The sequence below is a fragment of the Pandoraea commovens genome (assembly GCF_902459615.1).
GTDB classification, from domain to species: domain Bacteria; phylum Pseudomonadota; class Gammaproteobacteria; order Burkholderiales; family Burkholderiaceae; genus Pandoraea; species Pandoraea commovens.
Genome location: NZ_CABPSA010000003.1, coordinates 59,662 through 78,372 on the forward strand (window position 1 = coordinate 59,662; position 18,711 = coordinate 78,372).

General features: G+C 63.1%; 15 protein-coding genes. 7 read left to right on the plus strand and 8 right to left on the minus strand.

Annotation, left to right across the window (positions count from 1 at the left end):
- Nucleotides 1-26 precede the first annotated feature (26 nt).
- Nucleotides 27-1,193, minus strand: coding sequence for an acetyl-CoA acetyltransferase (locus tag PCO31010_RS10680; RefSeq protein ID WP_150664274.1), 1,167 nt, complete (start codon nt 1,191-1,193; stop codon nt 27-29).
- A 674-nt stretch (nt 1,194-1,867) separates the two neighbouring features.
- Between PCO31010_RS10680 and PCO31010_RS10685 the strand changes: the two genes are divergently transcribed.
- The 3 genes from PCO31010_RS10685 to PCO31010_RS10695 all read left to right on the plus strand — a co-directional run bounded on the left by PCO31010_RS10685 (nt 1,868) and on the right by PCO31010_RS10695 (nt 5,623).
- Nucleotides 1,868-2,887, plus strand: a complete 1,020-nt coding sequence (locus tag PCO31010_RS10685; RefSeq protein WP_150664275.1) for a TRAP transporter substrate-binding protein — start codon at nt 1,868-1,870, stop codon at nt 2,885-2,887.
- Nucleotides 2,888-2,902: 15 nt separating this feature from the next.
- A complete protein-coding gene (locus PCO31010_RS10690; protein ID WP_246184579.1) occupies nt 2,903-4,765 on the plus strand; it encodes a TRAP transporter large permease in 1,863 nt (620 codons plus the stop codon).
- 102 nt (nt 4,766-4,867) lie between these two features.
- Nucleotides 4,868-5,623, plus strand: coding sequence for an SDR family NAD(P)-dependent oxidoreductase (locus PCO31010_RS10695; protein ID WP_150576360.1), 756 nt, complete (start codon nt 4,868-4,870; stop codon nt 5,621-5,623).
- Nucleotides 5,624-5,669: 46 nt separating this feature from the next.
- Here the strand turns inward: PCO31010_RS10695 and PCO31010_RS10700 are convergent, their stop codons facing one another.
- Nucleotides 5,670-6,614: a LysR family transcriptional regulator gene (locus tag PCO31010_RS10700; protein WP_039400645.1), complete on the minus strand. Its 945-nt coding sequence runs from the start codon at nt 6,612-6,614 to the stop codon at nt 5,670-5,672.
- Nucleotides 6,615-6,795: 181 nt separating this feature from the next.
- Between PCO31010_RS10700 and PCO31010_RS10705 the strand changes: the two genes are divergently transcribed.
- Together PCO31010_RS10705 and PCO31010_RS10710 are read left to right on the plus strand one after the other, a co-directional pair.
- A complete protein-coding gene (locus PCO31010_RS10705) occupies nt 6,796-8,061 on the plus strand; it encodes a sigma-54-dependent Fis family transcriptional regulator (RefSeq protein ID WP_150664277.1) in 1,266 nt (421 codons plus the stop codon).
- Nucleotides 8,062-8,901: 840 nt separating this feature from the next.
- Nucleotides 8,902-10,062: a porin gene (locus PCO31010_RS10710; RefSeq protein ID WP_150576357.1), complete on the plus strand. Its 1,161-nt coding sequence runs from the start codon at nt 8,902-8,904 to the stop codon at nt 10,060-10,062.
- 150 nt (nt 10,063-10,212) lie between these two features.
- On the opposite strand, the gene PCO31010_RS10715 is transcribed toward PCO31010_RS10710, so the two are convergent.
- On the minus strand, nt 10,213-11,703 hold the full coding sequence (locus PCO31010_RS10715) for a type 1 glutamine amidotransferase (RefSeq protein WP_150664278.1): 1,491 nt from the start codon (nt 11,701-11,703) through the stop codon (nt 10,213-10,215).
- 445 nt (nt 11,704-12,148) lie between these two features.
- Here PCO31010_RS10715 and PCO31010_RS10720 point away from each other — a divergent pair, with 445 nt between their 5' ends.
- Nucleotides 12,149-12,430, plus strand: coding sequence for a YkvA family protein (locus tag PCO31010_RS10720; protein WP_150664279.1), 282 nt, complete (start codon nt 12,149-12,151; stop codon nt 12,428-12,430).
- 99 nt (nt 12,431-12,529) lie between these two features.
- On the opposite strand, the gene PCO31010_RS10725 is transcribed toward PCO31010_RS10720, so the two are convergent.
- The 3 genes from PCO31010_RS10725 to PCO31010_RS10735 form a co-directional block, all read right to left on the minus strand.
- Complete coding sequence (locus PCO31010_RS10725; RefSeq protein WP_150664280.1) at nt 12,530-13,504, minus strand: quinone oxidoreductase family protein; 975 nt, start codon at nt 13,502-13,504, stop codon at nt 12,530-12,532.
- A 70-nt stretch (nt 13,505-13,574) separates the two neighbouring features.
- Nucleotides 13,575-13,988: a methylglyoxal synthase gene (locus PCO31010_RS10730; protein WP_150576353.1), complete on the minus strand. Its 414-nt coding sequence runs from the start codon at nt 13,986-13,988 to the stop codon at nt 13,575-13,577.
- Between the two features lie 64 nt (nt 13,989-14,052).
- Nucleotides 14,053-14,832, minus strand: a complete 780-nt coding sequence (locus PCO31010_RS10735; protein ID WP_150664281.1) for an SDR family oxidoreductase — start codon at nt 14,830-14,832, stop codon at nt 14,053-14,055.
- 177 nt (nt 14,833-15,009) lie between these two features.
- Between PCO31010_RS10735 and upp the strand changes: the two genes are divergently transcribed.
- On the plus strand, nt 15,010-15,660 hold the full coding sequence (gene upp, locus PCO31010_RS10740) for a uracil phosphoribosyltransferase (RefSeq protein ID WP_150576351.1): 651 nt from the start codon (nt 15,010-15,012) through the stop codon (nt 15,658-15,660).
- Nucleotides 15,661-15,729: 69 nt separating this feature from the next.
- Here upp and PCO31010_RS10745 read toward each other — a convergent pair whose 3' ends face one another.
- Nucleotides 15,730-16,647, minus strand: a complete 918-nt coding sequence (locus PCO31010_RS10745) for a DMT family transporter (RefSeq protein WP_150662354.1) — start codon at nt 16,645-16,647, stop codon at nt 15,730-15,732.
- Nucleotides 16,648-16,784: 137 nt separating this feature from the next.
- The gene (locus PCO31010_RS10750) at nt 16,785-18,248 is read right to left on the minus strand and encodes a helicase HerA-like domain-containing protein (RefSeq protein ID WP_246184581.1); all 1,464 of its coding nucleotides are present in this window, start codon (nt 18,246-18,248) and stop codon (nt 16,785-16,787) included.
- Nucleotides 18,249-18,711 lie beyond the last annotated feature (463 nt).

Consider the following 18,711-nt stretch of genomic DNA (forward strand, 5'->3'; position numbering starts at 1 on the left):
CTCGTCTCCTTGATGGCCCGGCACGCTTAGCGCGCTTCGAGAATGCTCACGTAGTTCGCCACGGCCGCGCCGCCCATGTTGAAGACGCCCGCCAGCTTCGCATCGGGAATCTGCATGTCGCCCGCCGTACCCGTCAGTTGCATGGCCGCCATGACGTGCATCGAGACGCCGGTAGCCCCCACGGGATGCCCCTTCGCTTTCAGACCGCCCGAGGGATTCACCGGCAGCAGCCCGTTCTTTTCCGTCAACCCTTCGGCGAGGACACTCGCGCCCTGCCCCGGCTTGGCCAGCCCCATCGCTTCGTATTCGATGAGCTCGGCGATGGTGAAGCAGTCGTGCGTCTCGACCAGCGACAGATCCTTGAGCGACACCCCGGCCACGCCCAGCGCCTGACGCCATGCATGCTGCCCGCCTTCGAACGCCAGCGGGTCGCGGCGCGAGAGCGGCAGATAGTCGTTGACCTGCACAGCGGCGCGGAAGCCGACCGCCTTGGGCATGCCGCGTGCAACGTCCGCCTTGGAGATGACGAGCGCAGCCGCACCGTCCGACACCATCGAACAGTCGGTGCGCTTGAGCGGCCCGGCCACGAACGGGTTCTTCTCGGAGACGTTGCGGCAGAAGTCGTAGCCAAAGTCGCGACGCATATGCGCGTACGGATTCACCGAGCCGTTGCGATGGTTCTTCGCGGCAATGCGCGCGAGCGCATCGGACTGATCGCCGTAGCGGTCGAAGTAGGCCTGCGCGATGGTGCCGAACACGCCCGCGAAGCCACCGGGAATCCCGGCCTCCTCACGTGCATACGAACACTTGAGCAGCACTTCACCGACCTGCGGCGTGGCGAGTTCGGTCATCTTCTCGAAGCCGATCACGAGCACATGTGTGGCTTTGCCCGCTTCGATGGATTGCAACCCGCCGTGCACGGCAGCCGAACCGGTCGCGCACGCATTTTCGTAGCGTGTGGCGGGTTTGAAACGCAGGCCGGGAATGCGGTTGAAGATGAGCGACGACGGGAAGTCCTGATACAGGAAACCGCCGTTGAAGGTGCCGACGTGAATGGAATCGATCTGTTCGGGCGAGAGGCCCGCATCGTCGAGGGCGGCCTGGGCGACGTCGGCCAGCAGGACCTCGGCGTCGACGTTATCGAGTTTGCCGAACTGGGAGTGGGCCCAGCCGGTAAGGCATGCAGCAACCATGAAGTGTCTCCGGAAAATTGGGGTCATCCAGACTCCGGTGAGCAATTTCGATGCCAGATCCCTGCAAGGCGTCTGCATGCGCGTGACGCGACACCCGATCTGCCACATCGACGGCCCGGTCAGTCGTCGTTGCGAGGTCATTCTCTTGCCGCGCTTGTGGCGCCTGTGCAATTGACGCAAGCGTAAAGCGGGAGTCACTAGCCCATCAAGTGAATTCTTAAGCACGCCAGGTGAAGCAAATTTGCTGTGCCGCAACAATGACTCGCACGCCGAAGTGCGTGCGACACCTGTCGCACCGGGCGCGGCGACATTTGCGACAAGTGTCGCAAGGCGTCGACGAAATGCGACAGGTGTCACACCCGCATGTTTGCTGGGTTCGGCCGAGTCGCGCACGCGCAGCAAAACGCGCCGCGCCCGAGACATCGCCGCGAAGGCTTGTTGCGCCTGATGAAAGGCCTGTGACAGGCGCACGGCGCACGCCCAGCACTCCCCCCGGGATTTCACTAATGCTTAACAACGTAAGGGTTTTCCCGTTCGGATGCCGAACTGGCATTCGATTTGCGTAAGATTAGCCAGCCACTTTTCCGAGTTGGCCGGGACGTTGCACGGCAGCACGTGTGCACGCCCTGCGCTTCAGACGCAGTCACCAAACCAATAAACAGGAGACATGCAGTATGAGCACCATGGATCGCCGCCACTTCATCAAGGTTGTGGCCGCCACATCGGCCGCCGCCGCTACGGGGTTGTATCAGACGCAGGCGCATGCTGCCGAATTCACACTGAAGTTCGCCAATAACCTGCCGGTCAGCCATCCGATGAACATCCGCGCCAAGGAGATGGCGCAGAAGATCGCGGAGCAATCGAAAGGCCGCATCGACTTCCAGATCTATCCGAACAATCAGCTCGGCTCCGACAGCGACATGCTGAGCCAGATTCGCTCGGGTGCCATCGACTACTTCACGCTCTCGCCACTGATTCTCGGCACGCTCGTACCGTCCGCACAGATTTCGGGCGTGGGCTTCGCGTTCAAGGATTACAGCCAGGTGTGGGCGGCCATGGACGGCGATCTCGGTGCGCACGTGCGCGGCCAGATCTCGAAGACGACCGTGTTCGCGTTCGACAAGATCTGGGAGAACGGTTATCGCCAGATCACCACGAGCAGCCGTCCGATCAACTCGCCGACCGACCTCAAGGGTCTGAAGATCCGCGTGCCGACGAGCCCGCTGTGGACGTCGATGTTCAAGGCGTTCGATTCGTCGCCCACGTCGATCAACTTCGCCGAAGTGTATTCGGCCCTGCAAACGCACATCGTCGAAGCGCAGGAAAACCCGCTGGCGCTGCTGACCACGGCCAAGCTCTACGAAGTCCAGAAGTACGTGTCGATGACGAACCACATGTGGGACGGTTTCTGGTTCCTCGCCAACAAGCAGAAGTGGGACAAGCTGCCGAAGGACCTTCAGGAGATTGTCACCGCCAACGTGAACGCTGCCGCCATGGCGCAGCGCGACGACGTGCGCAAGCTCAACGATGGCGTGATGGCCGAGCTCAAGCAGAAGGGTCTGGTGTTCAACGCCCCGAACAATGAGCAGTTCCGCGACAAGCTTCGCGCCGCCGGCTTCTACGCCGAATGGCACAAGAAGTTTGGCGACGAAGCATGGGCCATGTTGGAAAAGTACACTGGGAAGCTCGCGTAAATGGAAACGTTGACGATGACGGCCGAGCCGACGCACGCGCTCGCCCGCCTCTTCTGCCACGTCAACCGCGCGGTGATGAAAGTCACCGAGGCGGTTGCCGTGCTGCTGGTGGTGGCGGAAACTCTCATCCTGCTCGCGGGCGTGGTCTCGCGTTACGGGTTCGACAATCCGCTCACGTGGTCGGACGAGCTCGCGCAGATTCTGTTCATCTGGCTTTCGATGCTCGGTGCCGTGATCGCCCTGGACCGGGGCGAGCACATGCGCTTGTCCGCCATCGTCAACAAACTTCCCGCTGCCTGGCGCGACTGGTTCCAGACCATGGCCGCGCTGACGGTGTGCGTGTTCGTTGCGCTCATCATCATGCCCGCGTACACGCATGCCATCGAACAGATGGACATCACCACGCCCGCGCTGGAAATCCCCGACGGGCTGCGCGCAGCTGCCCTGCCGGTGGGCGCGGCACTCATGCTCATTGCCGCGATCTCGCGCATGGCGCGCTGCTCCAGTGCGCGTCAGTTCGGCCTCGGCGTGCTATTCGTCGCGGCCCTCGGTGCAGCCCTTTGGCTCGGCCGTCCCGCGCTGATCGCGATGGGCAACTACAACTTGCTGATCTTCTTCGTGCTGATCGTCGGCGCATGCGTGGCCGGTGGTATTCCGATTGCGTTTGCCTTCGGGACCGCCACACTCGCCTATCTGGCGCTCGTGACGGATGCACCGCTGCAAATCGTCGTGAGCCGCATGGACGAAGGCATGTCCGGCCTCGTGCTGCTGTCGGTGCCGCTGTTCGTGCTGCTGGGCGCACTCATCGAGATGAGCGGTCTGGCACGTAGCCTGATCGAATTCATGGCGTCGCTGCTCGGCCATGTGCGCGGCGGCCTGCAATACGTGTTGCTCGGTGCGATGTTCCTCGTCTCGGGCATCTCCGGCTCGAAGGCGGCCGACATGGCGGCCGTCGCCCCGGCGCTATTCCCCGAAATGCAACGTCGCGGTTCGAAGCAGGAAGACCTGGTGGCGCTGCTGTCCGCCACGGGCGCGATGACGGAGACGATTCCGCCGAGCCTAGTACTTATCACCATCGGTGCGGTGTGCGGTGTCTCGATCACTGCGCTCTTCGTCGGCGGTCTTCTGCCCGCCGTGATCGCCACGCTCGCCATCGTCGTCGTGTGCTTTGCCCGCTCGCGCAAGGAAGCGCCGAGCGCAGCACGTCGCGCACCGTGGGGCGTCATCGGCAAGACGTTTATCGTGGCGCTGCCTGCCCTCGCGCTGCCGATTCTGATCCGTACGGCGGTGATCGAAGGTGCGGCCACAGCGACGGAAGTCTCGACCATCGGTATCGCTTACACGATCGTGATCGGGCTGATCGTTCACGCCTTCAAGAAGCACCTGAATTTCAAACGTCTCTATCCGCTGCTCACGGAAACGGCTGCACTCTCCGGCGCGATTCTGCTGATCATCGGTATGGCGACGGCCATGGCCTGGGCGCTCACACAATCGGGTTTCTCCGCGAAGCTCGTCGGCCTGATGCACGGTGTGCCGGGCGGTCAAGTCGGCTTCCTGCTCATCTCGATGGTCGTGTTCATCGTGCTCGGCAGCGTGCTCGAAGGCATTCCGGCCATCGTGCTGTTCGGCCCGCTGCTGTTCCCGGTCGCCCGCTCGCTTGGCATTCACGACGTGCACTATGCGATGGTCGTCATTCTCTCGATGGGGATGGGCCTGTTCGCACCGCCGCTCGGCGTGGGCTTCTACGCCGCGTGCGCCATCGGCAAGACATCACCCGACAAAGTGTTCAATCGGATGTGGACCTACATGGGCGCACTGCTCGTCGCCCTGCTCATCGTGGTCTTCATCCCCTGGATCTCGATCGGTTTCCTGAAGTAACGCTAACCCCCTAACGGTTTCGCGATATCACCGACGGGCTCCGCCGCTTAGCTGGCGGCGGGGCCCGTGCTGTAGCCATCAGTATATTTAGGAGTCCATAGCATGACGGAGAAGGTAGCAGTAGTCACGGGCGGTGGAATGGGTATTGGCGCCGCCATTTGCGAACGTCTGATCAAGGATGGCATGACGGTTGTCGTGGCCGATCTGAACGAAGGCGCGGCGACGGAGACGGCCGCAGCGCTGAGTGCGTCAGGTGGCCGCGCGTGGGCGCTGGGCATGAACGTGGGTGAGGAGGCGTCGATTGCCGACGGCTTTGCACAGATTGCCAAGCGGCACGGGCGCTGCGACGTGCTGGTGAACAATGCGGGCGTCGCCAAAACGTTCCCGTTTCTCGACTACCCGCTCGATCACTGGCATCAGGTCATGGCCGTCAATCTGACGGGCACGTTGCTGTGCGGGCAGCACGCCGCGCGACTCATGCGCGAGCAGCGCTGGGGACGGATCGTCAATCTGGCGTCGGTCGCAGGCATTCTCGCCAGTGCCGGACGCACGGCGTACGGCACGTCGAAGGCGGCAGTAATCGGTCTGACGCGCCAGATGGCCATCGAACTCGCCCCCTTCGGCATTACCGCCAATGGGATCGCCCCCGGCCCCATCGACACGCCGCTGACCAAAGTGCTGCACTCGGACGTTTCGCGCCGTCACTATACGGAGACGACGCCGCTCGGGCGCTACGGACAGCCGCATGAGATTGCCGGTGCGGTGAGTTTTCTCGCGTCGGACGACGCATCGTATGTCACCGGCCATATCCTGCCGGTCGACGGCGGCTTCGTGGCCGCCGGGATTCTGGAAATCTGAGGAAGGCTGGCGCGACGCGATCGTCGCGCACAACGCCCTCTTAGCCTCAGAGCACGCTGGTGTCCGGCAGATCGGGCACCAGCCGCGCACCGGGCGCACGCTGCATCTCGCGCCACACACTGCGCGCATTCTCCACGAACGTCGCCACGCACGGGTTGTGATTGTCCCGGCTCCATAGCAGCGCCACCTCCGCCACCGGCGCATTGCGCAGCGGCTTGAACACCGCATTGCCGGACGCACTCGCGCTGCTCATCGACATCGGCACCATCGCCACACCCAGCCCCTCCCCCACGAGGTTGATGATCGTCTGCTGAAGGTTCGTTTCGAGCCGGATGTGCGGCGAGAACCCGGAGCGGCGGCAGTGGGTGACGACCAGATCGTAGACGAGCGGCGCGATCTCGCGCGGGATGCTCACGAACGATTCCTCGGCCAGTTGCGCCGCGTCGAGCACGCGCACCTTCGCCAGCGGGTGCGTGCGGGGAATCACCGCCACCATCTCTTCGCGAAACACCGTCGCCGTGTCGAGGCCGGTCAGGTCCTCTGGGCGATACATGATGCCGACGTCGGTCTGACCAGCGCGCACGGCCTCTGCCAGCAGGTTCGGCAGCGTCTCCGCAAGTTTCATGTCGACGCGCGAGAACGCCGCTGCGTATGTCCGCGTAAGCGCCGGGAGGATGTTGTAAGCCGAGGACATCATGAAGCCGACCGTAATCGCGCCATCTTCCCCCCGGCTGGCCGCCACCACGTTGCGACGCGCGCGATCGACGGCGTTGAGGATTTCTACCGCGTCCTGATAGAAGCGATTGCCCGCCCGCGTGAGTCGCACGCTGCGGTTCGTCCGCTCGAACAACTGAACCCCCAGCTCCGCCTCCATCAAGGCAATCTGACGCGAGAGCGGCGGCTGGGAGATGTGCAACTGCTGGGCTGCGCGGCCAAAGTGCAGTGTCTGCGCGAGCACCACGAAGTACTGAAAATGGCGCAACTCGATCATTTGATACCCCTGAGGTATTAATAGCGCATCAATATTGTATTGGATGTTATGACTGTGCGGTCGTATCCTGCTTTGGCGGTAGGTCACCCGAGCCAGCCGCAACATAAAGAGACGTCAGGAATCGCCAGGCCACAAGCCACCGACGGCGCCCTTTCGTACCAATACGAGAAGGAGACAAGTCATGCCCGCTCACCTCGCTGTAGCGTCCGCCCCCGCTCGACCTGTCGGCCACGCCGCCCCCCTCGGCGCAGCCAGTGCCCATAGTGCCAATACCGCATTCAACAACATCGCCGCGCTTGCCGAGCGTGTCGTGCGCGTGCCAGCCGCCGCCGCGCCCGCCTCGGCGTCCCGTCAGCTTCGCCCCGATTACCTCGCTATCGACGACTTGTGCGGCACCGATGCCCGCATGCGCGATCTGCTCGCGCGCGGCAAACGCTTCGTCGACCGTGGCCTGCCCGTGCTGATTCTCGGTGAGACGGGCACTGGCAAAGAGTTTCTCGCCCGCGCGTTGCACGAGTACAGCGAGCGACGCGCACAGGCGTTCGTCGCCATCAATACAGCATCGCTGCCTGAGCATCTGATCGAGAGCGAGCTGTTCGGCTATCAGCGCGGCGCCTTCTCCGGCGCGTTGCCTGGGGGGATGAAAGGGAAGATGCAGCAAGCCGATGGCGGCACGCTGTTCCTCGACGAAATCGGCGACATGCCGTACGCGATGCAGACGCGTTTGCTGCGCGTGCTATCGGAACGTGAAGTCACACCGCTAGGGGCAAGTCAGCCGGTGCCGGTCGATGTCCAACTGATCTGTGCCACGCATCAGGATCTGGCAAGCGCCGTCGCACAAGGCACGTTCCGAGAAGACCTCTACTACCGGATTGCCGTCGGCGTGCTGACGCTGCCCACCTTGCGTGAGCGCGACGACAAGCGCGAACTGATCGCGCGCATGTTGTGCGACGAATGGCCGGGGATGCGTGTCGATCAGGCGCTCGCGCGTTTGACGTCCGACGCGCTCTCGTGTCTTCTCACGCATGCGTGGCCGGGGAATTTGCGTCAGATGCGCGCGGCACTGCGGTACGCCTGTGCCGTGATGAGTGGGGAGCGTTTGTGTGTGGACGATCTTCCGCCAGAACTTGCGTCGTCGCGTGCATTGCACTCGACACCTCCGGTGAATCACCACGAGGAAGCGCGCGACGCTCGGATCGATGAAACGTCCTATGCCGCCAGCATTGCTTCGCACACGCAATATCGTGCACATGACGATGCTCACGCGCCGCACGATCAGGAACGTGAGCGCATTCTGCAAGCACTCGCACAGCATCGCTGGAACATTTCTGCGGCCGCGCGCACGCTGGGATTCTGTCGCGCATCGCTGTATCGCAAGCTCAAGCAGTTGAGCATTCCGCATGTTCGCGATTGCGGTGAAGCGCTCAGCACAAGGCATTACGCCTAGTTTTTCCGACACGAAAATCGCGGGCAAAAAAAAGCGCGGCCGATGAGGCCGCGCCAAGGTTTGGAGACTTTTCACTCAACGCAAAAGTCTACTTCTCGCGAAACGTAGTATAGGTGCGCACGCGAAAATCATTGTCATCATTCGACGCAATGAATTATTCGGCGACTCGCAATAGTCCGTAAAACCCCATAAATAAAGGCCTTTTTGGCACGCGACGATTTCACGCGCTTGCCAATATCTCAGAAATGGCTCAATACGCGCGAGTACGTGAGCCCCATGACAGTGAGATGGCAGCCACCTGACATGGCGATGAATCGCTCTCTATATAGCGACGTCGCACATCACAGCAACGCACTCACTTCTTCACACAAATTCACATCGCACTTTTCTCGCGACGCATCGGGCGCGCGAGCCGTCACCGCCGCGTGCATTCACTGCGATGGAACTTAACGCGAACATGCATGTCGCGCGCAAAACCAGTGCTGGCAATGCTTCGCGCGCGCTTTCACTTGCACATCACACTGTGTCCCGAGCGCAACACACATCGCTTGCATCGCGATTTCTCGCCTACGCTTAATCAAGCCAATCCCTTGTCCGACAACGCTTTAGGACGTGTCTCACAGATTCTTTTCATATCTGAAATAGATTCTTGCGGATTCTGAAATAGGCGGGAGTAGCGGTGACTCATACACTGCCCCCTGTCAACAGAGCAGTGCCGATAGCTGTACGGGTCCGCGAGTGATGAAGCGTGATGAATCGTCACCTCGACATGTTCTGTTTCGCCGCGTTCTGTTTACACGCGAATTCTGCGATTCGTGTCACGTTACTGGAGCTTAAACCATGAAAAAAACTCTTCTTGCCGCTGCCGTCGTCGGCGCGTTCTCGATGACCGCGCACGCTCAAAGCAGCGTCACCCTGTACGGCTTGATCGACGCTGGCGTCGCTTACACGAGCAACTCGACGACGTCGTCGGCTTCGGGTTCGAAGAACTTCCGTGCAACGAGCGGCCTGGTCAACGGCAGCCGTTGGGGCCTGAAGGGCTCGGAAGACCTGGGTGGCGGTAACAAGGCCATCTTCGTGCTGGAAAACGGTTTCTCGATCAACAACGGCACGTCGGGCCAAAACGGCCGCATGTTCGGTCGTCAAGCCTTCGTTGGTCTGCAAAACGATCGCTTCGGCGCTGTGACGATCGGTCGTCAGTACGACTCGCTGGTCGACTACCTGGCACCGCTGACCCTGAACGGTTCGTCGTTCGGCGGCACGATCGCTTCGCACCCGTATGACAACGACAACACGAACAACTCGTTCCGTGTGAACAACTCGGTCAAGTACTCGAGCGCCAACTACAACGGCCTGACGTTCGGCGGCCTGTATGGCTTCTCGAACAAGGCTGGTGACTTCGCCAACAACCGTGCATTCAGCGCCGGCGTGAACTACGCAAACGGCCCGCTGACGGTTGCTGCTGCTTACTTGGAGCGTCAAGGCAATCCGGGTAACAACAACGGCACGGGCGCTGTCGACACGTCGGCAGGTGGTGATTCGGTGTTCCAGTCGTCGAAGCAACGCGTCTGGGGTATCGGTGGTAACTACGCCTTCGGCCCGGCAACGGTCGGCCTGGTGTACACCCACACCCAACTGCAAGGTCTGACGGGTCTGAACTACAACAGCACCGCAGTTGCTTTCGGCAACGACGGCCTGAAGTTCGACAACTTCGAAGTCAACGGTCGCTACATGCTGACCCCGGCAGTCTCGCTGTCGGCCGCGTACACGTACACGATGGCCAAGCAAGATTCGACGGACAAGAAGCCGAAGTTCCACACCGTTACGCTGCAAGCTGACTACCGTCTGTCGAAGCGCACCGATGTGTACCTGACGGGTTCGTACCAGCACATCTCCGACAACGAAGGCACGGGCCTCCAAGCCGGTGTCGGCGCTGCCGGCGGTATGTCGTCGACCAGCTCGCAAACCGTTGTGGGCACGGGCATCCGTCACCGCTTCTAAGCATCGAAGTGGCGTGAGCACCGACGGTCGTATCGCGGTGCTCCTGACATGAAAATGGCAGCCTTCGGGCTGCCATTTTTTATTGCATCAACGTATGATCTGGGCGCTACGACGCTGCGTAGAACAGCGCCGCCCCCTTGGTCCGTCACATCAGAAACGCGTCTCGCGTGCGGCACGCAGGAAGTTGTCCAGCACCGGCGTGCAATCCAGAAACTCCGGACCGCCTGCGCGGTGGAATTCCGGGTGCCACTGCAAGCCCATCACGAACGGTGCCTTGCGGTAGCGAATCGCCTCCACCACACCGTCTTCCGCACACACCGCCTCTACGCTCAGATCGCGCCCCAGCGTCTTGACCGACTGGTGGTGAATCGAGTTGACGATCGGTACATCGACCGGCGCCAGCATCTGCGCGAGCGACGACCCTTCCGGGAATGTGAGCGTATGACGATTGTGTTCGTACGTTTCCGTGACGTGCGGGATCGCTTCGGGCAAATCCGTCGCAATGTCCTGATGCAACGTGCCGCCGAACGCCACGTTGATCAGTTGGCAGCCACGGCAGACGCCGAGAATCGGCTTGCCCTGCTCGACAAACTCATGGAGCAATTCCAGTTCGTACATGTCACGCATGCGGTCGCCCTGCCATTCGTGACGCGTCGCCACTTCCGAATAGGTCAGCGGTGAGACGTCGGCCCCGCCCTGCAAGACCAGCCCGTCGAGGTGCTTCGCGTAATCGTGAAGACGAATGTGGCTCGGGTGAAGCAAGCCTTGCGTGTCCACCGTCGGAATCATGAAGACGAGCACATCGCGCGACATCACCCAGTGCGCAATCGACTCTTCCAGGTATTGCAGCGTTTTGCTGCGCAATCCCTTCGAACCGGGTTCCGGATGGAAGATACGCGCCGAGATGCCGATCTTCAGCGTGCGTTGCGTAATGCGCTGACCGGCGCGGTCGTACCAGGCACGAAAGCGCGCGGACATGATCCGGCGCAGCACCGACCACGGCGAGTCGCCCGCCTGCAAGTACGACGGCTGACCGCCCATCGACGCCGGACTGCCAGGACGCGGCCCGGTTGCGCCGAACGACGGTTGATGCGGTGGCTCACCACCGCCTGCACCGCCGCCCGCACCACCGGCGGCACCTGCCCCCGTCTCGCCGATGTTGCCCCCGGCACTCCCCACACCGGCCGCCTTAACGTCGTCGCCGGATTTCGGAACGGGGGAGCCGATCGGATTGCGGTCGGACGCCACTTCGGCCGCCGAGGCAGGCGCAGCCGGCTTGGCCGCAGGCGCACCGGATGCGGGTGTCTCGGCCTTCGAATCGTCCGACCCATCGGATCGCACCGCGCTGCCTTGCTCGGCAGGCGGCGCAGGACGTGTCAGCGTGTCGGGATTAGGCGGCATATCACCCGAACCTTCGGCCGTACCGGCGACTGGCTTTGCCGTGGGACGCGGTGTCGCGGGCGACGCGGGTGCCACGTACTCGGACGAACGCGTCGCGGGCGAGTCCGCGGGTGAGTCGCTGTGTTTTGCAGATTCGTGTGCCGGGGCGGCCGGGGCCGTCGGCGAGGTTGCGCTCTTACTCGTATCGGATTCGGGCTTGGACGGCTGCTGCGGCGATTTCGGATCTTGAGCGTCGGTCATGATGGCGTTTGGGTGCGTCCGAAAAAAGGTGGACGAAGGGGGAAAGTAGGATTGACCACGTCGGCCCAGGAATTATCCCGCCGCCACAATCCCGCCGCAACCGCTATCCCAGACGTCCCTTTTTGCACGCCCCGCGACGTTAGCCTCGCCACCACCCTTTCCTTCCCCTTTCCTTCCCCTTTACTCCCCCTTTCCCGCGCCGATGAAACCGTCCCGGCCGAACGATGTCTTATTTCATTGTTACGCATGGAATACATGTCATCGGCGGTTGAGCGCGGCTCTGCACACAGCATGTCGATTGCGTATAATCGGGACAAATTGCACGATATTCAATTGATATTGAGCGACGTTCGTGTCGATAGAGTGAAATTGTTTTTGGGCGTCCAACATTGCCCGGCCCTGACCGGGGCTTCCTGGCGGACGCATTGGCACTAGGAGTCTGCAAGTGAAGCGTTTTCTTCGTCTGTGGCAAATCGCCCGTCATGATTTCCGCGTGCTCTGGCATGCGGCCCGTGACCCGCGCCGTCCGCGCTGGCTGTTGCCTGCCGTGGTGTTGCTCGCCGTCTATCTGCTCAGCCCCATCGATCTGATCCCCGATTTCGTACCGGTGTTCGGTTTGCTCGACGACGTGGTCGTGATCGGCATGGTGGTCCACTGGCTCATCAAGCGCCTGCCGGTCGATGTGCGCGAGGACGCGCGTGCGCATGTGTTCACCCAGCGGGCCTGATGCTCGCTGACGCTCACGCATCGCAGAAATCGAAAAAGGACGCCGAGGCGTCCTTTTTCATTGGCATCGCGCAAAACGTGCAAACCGCGCGCAAGTGCCTTAGGGCATCAACAACGTCGACCCGGTGGTCTTGCGCGCTTCGAGATCGCGATGCGCCTGTGCGACGTCGGCCAGCGCATAACGCTGATTCACCTCGATCTTGACCGTGCCCTTGCCGACGACGTCGAACAATTCGTTGGCTGTGGCCTCCAGATCGGCACGCTTGGCCGTGTAGTTGAACAGCGTGGGGCGCGTGAAAAACAGCGAGCCGCGCGACACCAGATCCGCCGTGTTGATTTGCGTGACGGGGCCGGACGCGTTACCGAAGTTCACCATCGTGCCCAGCGGACGCAGGCAGTCGAGCGAGCCGATGAAGGTGTCTTTGCCGATGGAGTCGTACACGACCGGCACGCCTTCGCCGCCGGTAATCTCTTTCACACGCTCGACGAAGTTCTCGCGGGTGTAGACGATCGGGTGATCGCAGCCGTGCTGACGCACCAGCGCGGCCTTCTCATCCGAGCCTACGGTGCCGATCACCGTCGCGCCCAGCGCCTTCGCCCACTGACACACGATCAGCCCCACGCCTCCTGCGGCGGCGTGAATCAGAATCGTGTCCCCGGCCTTGACCGGATACGTGCGACGCAGCAGGTACTGCGCCGTCATGCCTTGCAGCATCATGGCGGCGGCCTGATCGTCGCTGATGTTATCGGGCACACGCACCAGCGGTGCAGCGGGCATCACGCGCGCCTGCGAGTAAGCGCCGCACGGACGGCTCGCGTAGGCCACACGGTCGCCGGGCTTCACATGCGTCACACCCTCGCCCACCGCTTCGACCACGCCCGCCGCTTCCATGCCGAGACCGGCGGGCAGCGGCTGCGGATACAAGCCCGTGCGGAAATAGACGTCGATGTAATTCAGCCCCACGGCGTTGTGGCGCACACGCGCCTCGCCCGGACCGGGCTCGCCGACTTCGACATCGACCCACTTCATTACTTCGGGGCCGCCGTTCTGTTCGATGCGAATGGCTTTCGTCATGGTTGTCTTCCTCGCTCCTTTCTGTCTGGGTAGTGTCTTGCTGCGGCGTTGCCGTCGAACGTGTCGACGCTCAAGCGGATGGTTGTGCTGCCAGTCGCACGATCAACTGTTCGAGCAGCAGACGCGCCGTCGAGCTGTTGGTCGCACACGGTACGTTGTGCACGTCGCAAGCACGCACCAATGCGTTGATGTCGGGTTCGTGCGGCTGCGGTGTCATGGGGTCGCGCAGGAACAGCACCATGTCCACTCGCCCCTCGGCCAGTTGTGCGCCGATCTGCAAGTCGCCGCCGTGCGGGCCGGAGAGCATGCGCTCGACGTCGAGGCCGAGTTCCGTGGCGATGCGCCCGCCGGTCGTGCCCGTCGCGACGAGCTGGCATTGACGCAGCACCTCGACATAGTCGCGTGCGACCGCGAGGATCTCGTCCTTCTTCTTGTCGTGCGCGATCAGCGCAATTCTTACCTTGGGTACCGTCGAAACCGTCATGAATGCGAGTCCTGAGTGCTGATGCGTGCAGTGAGTGCGATAGATGAATGCGTCGTGGCGCGATTCAGAACGTGCCGGGATAAGCCCCGCCGTCGATCAGCACGTTTTGTCCGGCGATGTAGCCTGCGTGCGCGCTGCACAGGAATGCACAGGTCGCGCCGAACTCCTCGGGCTGACCGAAGCGCCGCGCCGGAATCGCGGCAGCGCGCTTGCTGCGCGTGTCCTCGACACTCTGGCCGCTCTTGGCTGCCGACGCCTGCATTGTCGCCGTCAGACGATCAGTGTCGAACGCGCCCGGCAGCAGATTGTTGATAGTGACGTTGTGCGACACGGTGGTGCGCGCCAGCCCGGCGACAAAGCCCGTCAGCCCGGAGCGTGCGCCGTTGGACAGCCCGAGAATATCGATGGGCGCTTTGACTGCGGACGACGTGATGTTCACGATGCGCCCGAAGCCGCGCGCCATCATGCCGTCGACCGTGGCCTTGATCAGTTCGATGGGGGTGAGCATGTTGGCGTCGAGCGCGCGAATCCAGTCGTCGCGCTGCCAGTCGCGGAAATCGCCCGGGGGCGGTCCGCCCGCGTTCGTCACGAGGATGTCGGGCTGCGGGCAGGCAGCGAGCGCCTGCGCACGGCCTTCCGGGGTGGTGATGTCGCAGGCCACTGCGGTCACGTTCACGCCCGTGGCCGCACGGATCTCGGCCGCGGTGGCGTTCAGCGCGTCGGCCGTGCGCGCGACGATCACGACATTGACACCGGCTTCTGCCAGCGCTTGTGCGCAAGCGCGTCCCAATCCCTTGCTCGCGCCGCACACCAGCGCGGTGCGGCCCTTGATTCCCAGATCCATGTTCTGCCTTCAAGACAAGTGATGCGTTGGTCGTTGGCCGCTGTGCGGCCGTCTTGCAGCGATTCTAAGTCGAAACCCGGACCGGCATCGCCCGCATCGGCTAAAATCGCGGCCATGCGGGCCGAACCGGGTCATACCGACCCGGCGATCCAGCGGCCCAGCCCCAAATTGCCTGCCATGAAACAAGACACCCGATTCCCGAACCTCTTCATCTGCGATCACCCGCTGATTCAGCACAAGTTGTCGCACATGCGCGACAAGGAAACGTCGACGCGCACGTTCCGCGGTCTGCTGCGCGAGATCACGCTGCTCATGGGTTACGAGATCACGCGCGACCTGCCGCTCACCACCGAGCGCATCGATACGCCGATGGTCGAGATGGACGCCCCGGTCATCGCGGGCAAGAAGCTCGCCATCGTGCCCGTGCTGCGTGCCGGCGTCGGCATGAGCGACGGTCTGCTCGATCTGGTGCCGTCCGCACGCGTCGGCCATATTGGCGTGTATCGCGACGAGCAGCATCGTCCGGTCGAGTATCTCGTGCGCCTGCCCGACGTGGCCGACCGCCGCTTCATCCTGTGCGATCCGATGGTCGCCACCGGCTACTCGGCCGTGCATGCCGTCGACGTGCTGATCAAGCGCGGCGTCACGCCCGAGAACATCGCATTCCTCGCACTCGTGGCCGCCCCGGAAGGTGTGAAGGTGCTGCTCGACGCGCATCCGGGCGTGAAGCTCTACGTCGCTTCGCTCGACGAGCGTCTGGACGACCACGCGTACATCATTCCGGGCCTTGGCGACGCAGGCGACCGCCTGTTCGGCACCAAGAACTGATGAAACGATGAAAAAAGCCCCGGTCCTGCCGGGGCTTTTGCTTTGGGGGCGCGTTCTGCTGCACCTACCTTATACGGCCTTGCGTCGCGTAGCCATCGCCACACCGATGGCCGCCAGCACCATCCCCGCCCACGCCAGCGGCGGCATATGCTCCCCGACCATGAGCCACGCCGCGAGCGCCGCCGAGGGCGGCACGAGGAAGAACAGCGCCGACACGCGCGACGCCTCGCCGCGCCGGATCATCGCCAGCAGCAACGAGATCGCGATGATCGAGTTGCCGATCACCAGGTAGACGAGCGTCAGGCCGAGTTGCCACGTCCATGCGACGTGCATCGGTTCGAGCCACCACGCAAGCGGCAGCGTCGCGGCGAACCCGACGAAGTACTGCACCAGATTCGAGGTCACCGGGTGCTGCCCCACGCCGAAGCGCTTTTCGTACAGCGTGCCGCACGTAATCGCGCCGAGCGCCACGAACGTCAATAGCAGCCCGACGGCCGACGTCGCCTCCACCGCCGAGCGCGCCACGATCACCAGCGCCGCCCCCGCCAGCCCCAGACCGAGCCCGATCCAATTCAACCCGCTCACGCGCTCGCCCACCAGATGCGGCACCGCCAGTGCCACCAGAATCGGTTGCAGCGACGTGATCAGCGCCACACTCCCCGCCGACACGCCGAGTCGCAGCGCCAGATACGTCATGCTGAAATACAGCGCCTGAATCAGCAAGCCGATGACGATGAGATGGCCCCACGCAGCCGCCGTCTTCGGCAAAGGCGGGCGCATGACGACCGCCAGCGGCGCCAGCACCACGAGCACCAGCCCGTAGCGCAACGCCAGGAAGGTCAGCGGATCGGCATACTCCAGACCGATCTTGGCGACGGTGAAACCGACGGACCACAGGAACAGGAAGATGAGCGGTGCGGCGCGCAGCCACAGCGGATCGTGTGCGACACCGGTTCGCACCGGCTCCAGCGAAGATTTGAGGGACATCGGCGAGTGAGCGACCTTTTATTGTTTGACGGGAACCGGATCTGCAACACGGGCAAAGAAGACGCGAGAGGCGATAAACGTGAAAACGCGGGCGCGCAATGCTCAATGCAACGCCCACATCCTCGTCAGTATCCGCCTTACCGGCGCTTGTTGCCGCCCAGGATGCTGCCCAGCACGCCGCGTACGATTTCGCGTCCGAGCTGACTGCCGACGGTGCGCATCGTGCTCTTGACCATCGCTTCGACGGGCGAGTCCTTGCTGCGCGACCCGCTGCCACCCAACAGACCGCCGAGAGAGTCGAGCCAGCCGCCGCCTCCACCCGCTCCACCCGCCCCGGCGGGTGCACTGCCCGCAGGCGTCGGCGTGCCATCGGGCTGCCGTTCCTGCGTACGGCCCACGAGCTTCTCGTACGCCGATTCGCGGTCGACGGCTTTCTCATACACGCCCGCAACGAGCGAGCTGGCCATCAACGCCGCGCGCTCCTGCGGCGTGATCGGCCCGATACGCGATGCAGGCGGCGAGATGTAGGCGCGCTCGGTGATGGCCGGACGCCCCTTTTCGTCGAGCAGCGACACGAGTGCCTCTCCGACACCCAATTCGCCGATCACCGTCTCGATGTCGAGCGACGGATTGGCGCGCATCGTCTGCGCAGCGACCTTCACCGCCTTCTGATCGCGCGGCGAATAGGCGCGTAACGCGTGCTGCACACGGTTACCCAACTGGCCGAGCACCGTGTCCGGCACGTCGACCGGGTTTTGCGTCACGAAGTACACGCCGACGCCCTTCGAACGAATCAACCGGACCATCTGCTCGATGCGTTCGAGCAAGGGCTTCGGCGCTTCGTTGAACAGCAGATGCGCCTCGTCGAAGAAGAAGACGAGTTTGGGTTTATCGGGGTCGCCCACTTCTGGCAGGCGCTCGAACAGCTCCGCGAGCAACCACAACAGGAACGTGGCATAGATGCGCGGGGCGGCCAGCAGTTTGTCCGCCGCAAGAATGTTGACGATGCCGCGTCCCTGCGCGTCCGTCTGCATGAAGTCTTCGATGTTGAGCATCGGCTCGCCGAAGAACTTGTCCGCGCCCTGTTGCTCCAGCGTGAGCAGCCCGCGCTGGATCGCCCCGACTGACGCGGCTGAGATATTGCCGTATTGCGTGGTGAAGTTCGACGCGTTGTCGCCCACGTGCTGGAGCATGGCGCGCAGGTCCTTGCTGTCGAGCAGCAGCAGACCGTTGTCGTCGGCGATTTTGAAGACGAGGTTAAGTACCCCAGTCTGCGTCTCGTTCAGGCCCAGCAGGCGAGAGAGCAGGAGCGGTCCCAAATCGGAGATGGTGGCGCGCACCGGGTGGCCCTGCTCGCCGAAGACGTCCCATAGCGTGGCGGGGCTGCCGTGCCAGTCGGGGGTGTCGAAGCCGAGGTTGGCGATGCGCTCCTTGAGCTTGGGCGTCTCGACGCCCGGCTGCGTAATCCCTGTCAGGTCGCCTTTGACGTCCGCCAGAAAGACGGGCACGCCAATGTCCGAAAACGCTTGGGCGATGACTTGCAGGGTCACTGTCTTGCCGGTGCCGGTCGCGCCGGTGATGAGCCCGTGGCGGTTGCCCATCGCAGGCAGCAGGCCGAGCAGGTGCTGCGCGTTGCGCGCGATCACCAGCCCTTCACTGGACTCGTGAGCGGAACTCGTTGACGCAGCGGATGTTGCGGCGGAAGAGCCGGGAGCGGCTGGAGTCGCGGTGGACGACGCTTGCGACGGCACGGGCTTCTTGGGCATGAGCGACCTCTGCGGTAGACGCGGCGTGGCTCGTGACACGGCGCAGCAAACACCCGTGGCACGGTGCGGCGGCATGATAAAATTGCCTCCGATTATAGCGGCACAGGTTGCCGCTCGGACTGCACCGCCCCGAAATGCCCCACGCGACCGACAGGATCCGTGCGAGACGACGGGGCGGCGAGGCAATCGGCGCCCGCGACCCCATTGGTGGCGGGCGCTCCCGTTTCAACGGTTGGCCGCGCCGGACTGCGCAGGCCGGCAGAGCATACTTCGCCGCTCAGCGCGGCACGACGGAGAA

Excerpts from the sequence above, each read along its gene's own strand:
- PCO31010_RS10680 (WP_150664274.1), bottom strand. The coding sequence starts at position 1,193 with ATGGTTGCTGCATGCCTTACCGGCTGGGCCCACTCCCAGTTCGGCAAA.
- PCO31010_RS10685 (WP_150664275.1), top strand. The coding sequence starts at position 1,868 with ATGAGCACCATGGATCGCCGCCACTTCATCAAGGTTGTGGCCGCCACA.
- PCO31010_RS10690 (WP_246184579.1), top strand. The coding sequence starts at position 2,903 with ATGACGGCCGAGCCGACGCACGCGCTCGCCCGCCTCTTCTGCCACGTC.
- PCO31010_RS10695 (WP_150576360.1), top strand. The coding sequence starts at position 4,868 with ATGACGGAGAAGGTAGCAGTAGTCACGGGCGGTGGAATGGGTATTGGC.
- PCO31010_RS10700 (WP_039400645.1), bottom strand. The coding sequence starts at position 6,614 with ATGATCGAGTTGCGCCATTTTCAGTACTTCGTGGTGCTCGCGCAGACA.
- PCO31010_RS10705 (WP_150664277.1), top strand. The coding sequence starts at position 6,796 with ATGCCCGCTCACCTCGCTGTAGCGTCCGCCCCCGCTCGACCTGTCGGC.
- PCO31010_RS10710 (WP_150576357.1), top strand. The coding sequence starts at position 8,902 with ATGAAAAAAACTCTTCTTGCCGCTGCCGTCGTCGGCGCGTTCTCGATG.
- PCO31010_RS10715 (WP_150664278.1), bottom strand. The coding sequence starts at position 11,703 with ATGACCGACGCTCAAGATCCGAAATCGCCGCAGCAGCCGTCCAAGCCC.
- PCO31010_RS10725 (WP_150664280.1), bottom strand. The coding sequence starts at position 13,504 with ATGACGAAAGCCATTCGCATCGAACAGAACGGCGGCCCCGAAGTAATG.
- PCO31010_RS10730 (WP_150576353.1), bottom strand. The coding sequence starts at position 13,988 with ATGACGGTTTCGACGGTACCCAAGGTAAGAATTGCGCTGATCGCGCAC.
- PCO31010_RS10735 (WP_150664281.1), bottom strand. The coding sequence starts at position 14,832 with ATGGATCTGGGAATCAAGGGCCGCACCGCGCTGGTGTGCGGCGCGAGC.
- upp (WP_150576351.1), top strand. The coding sequence starts at position 15,010 with ATGAAACAAGACACCCGATTCCCGAACCTCTTCATCTGCGATCACCCG.
- PCO31010_RS10745 (WP_150662354.1), bottom strand. The coding sequence starts at position 16,647 with ATGTCCCTCAAATCTTCGCTGGAGCCGGTGCGAACCGGTGTCGCACAC.
- PCO31010_RS10750 (WP_246184581.1), bottom strand. The coding sequence starts at position 18,248 with ATGGGCAACCGCCACGGGCTCATCACCGGCGCGACCGGCACCGGCAAG.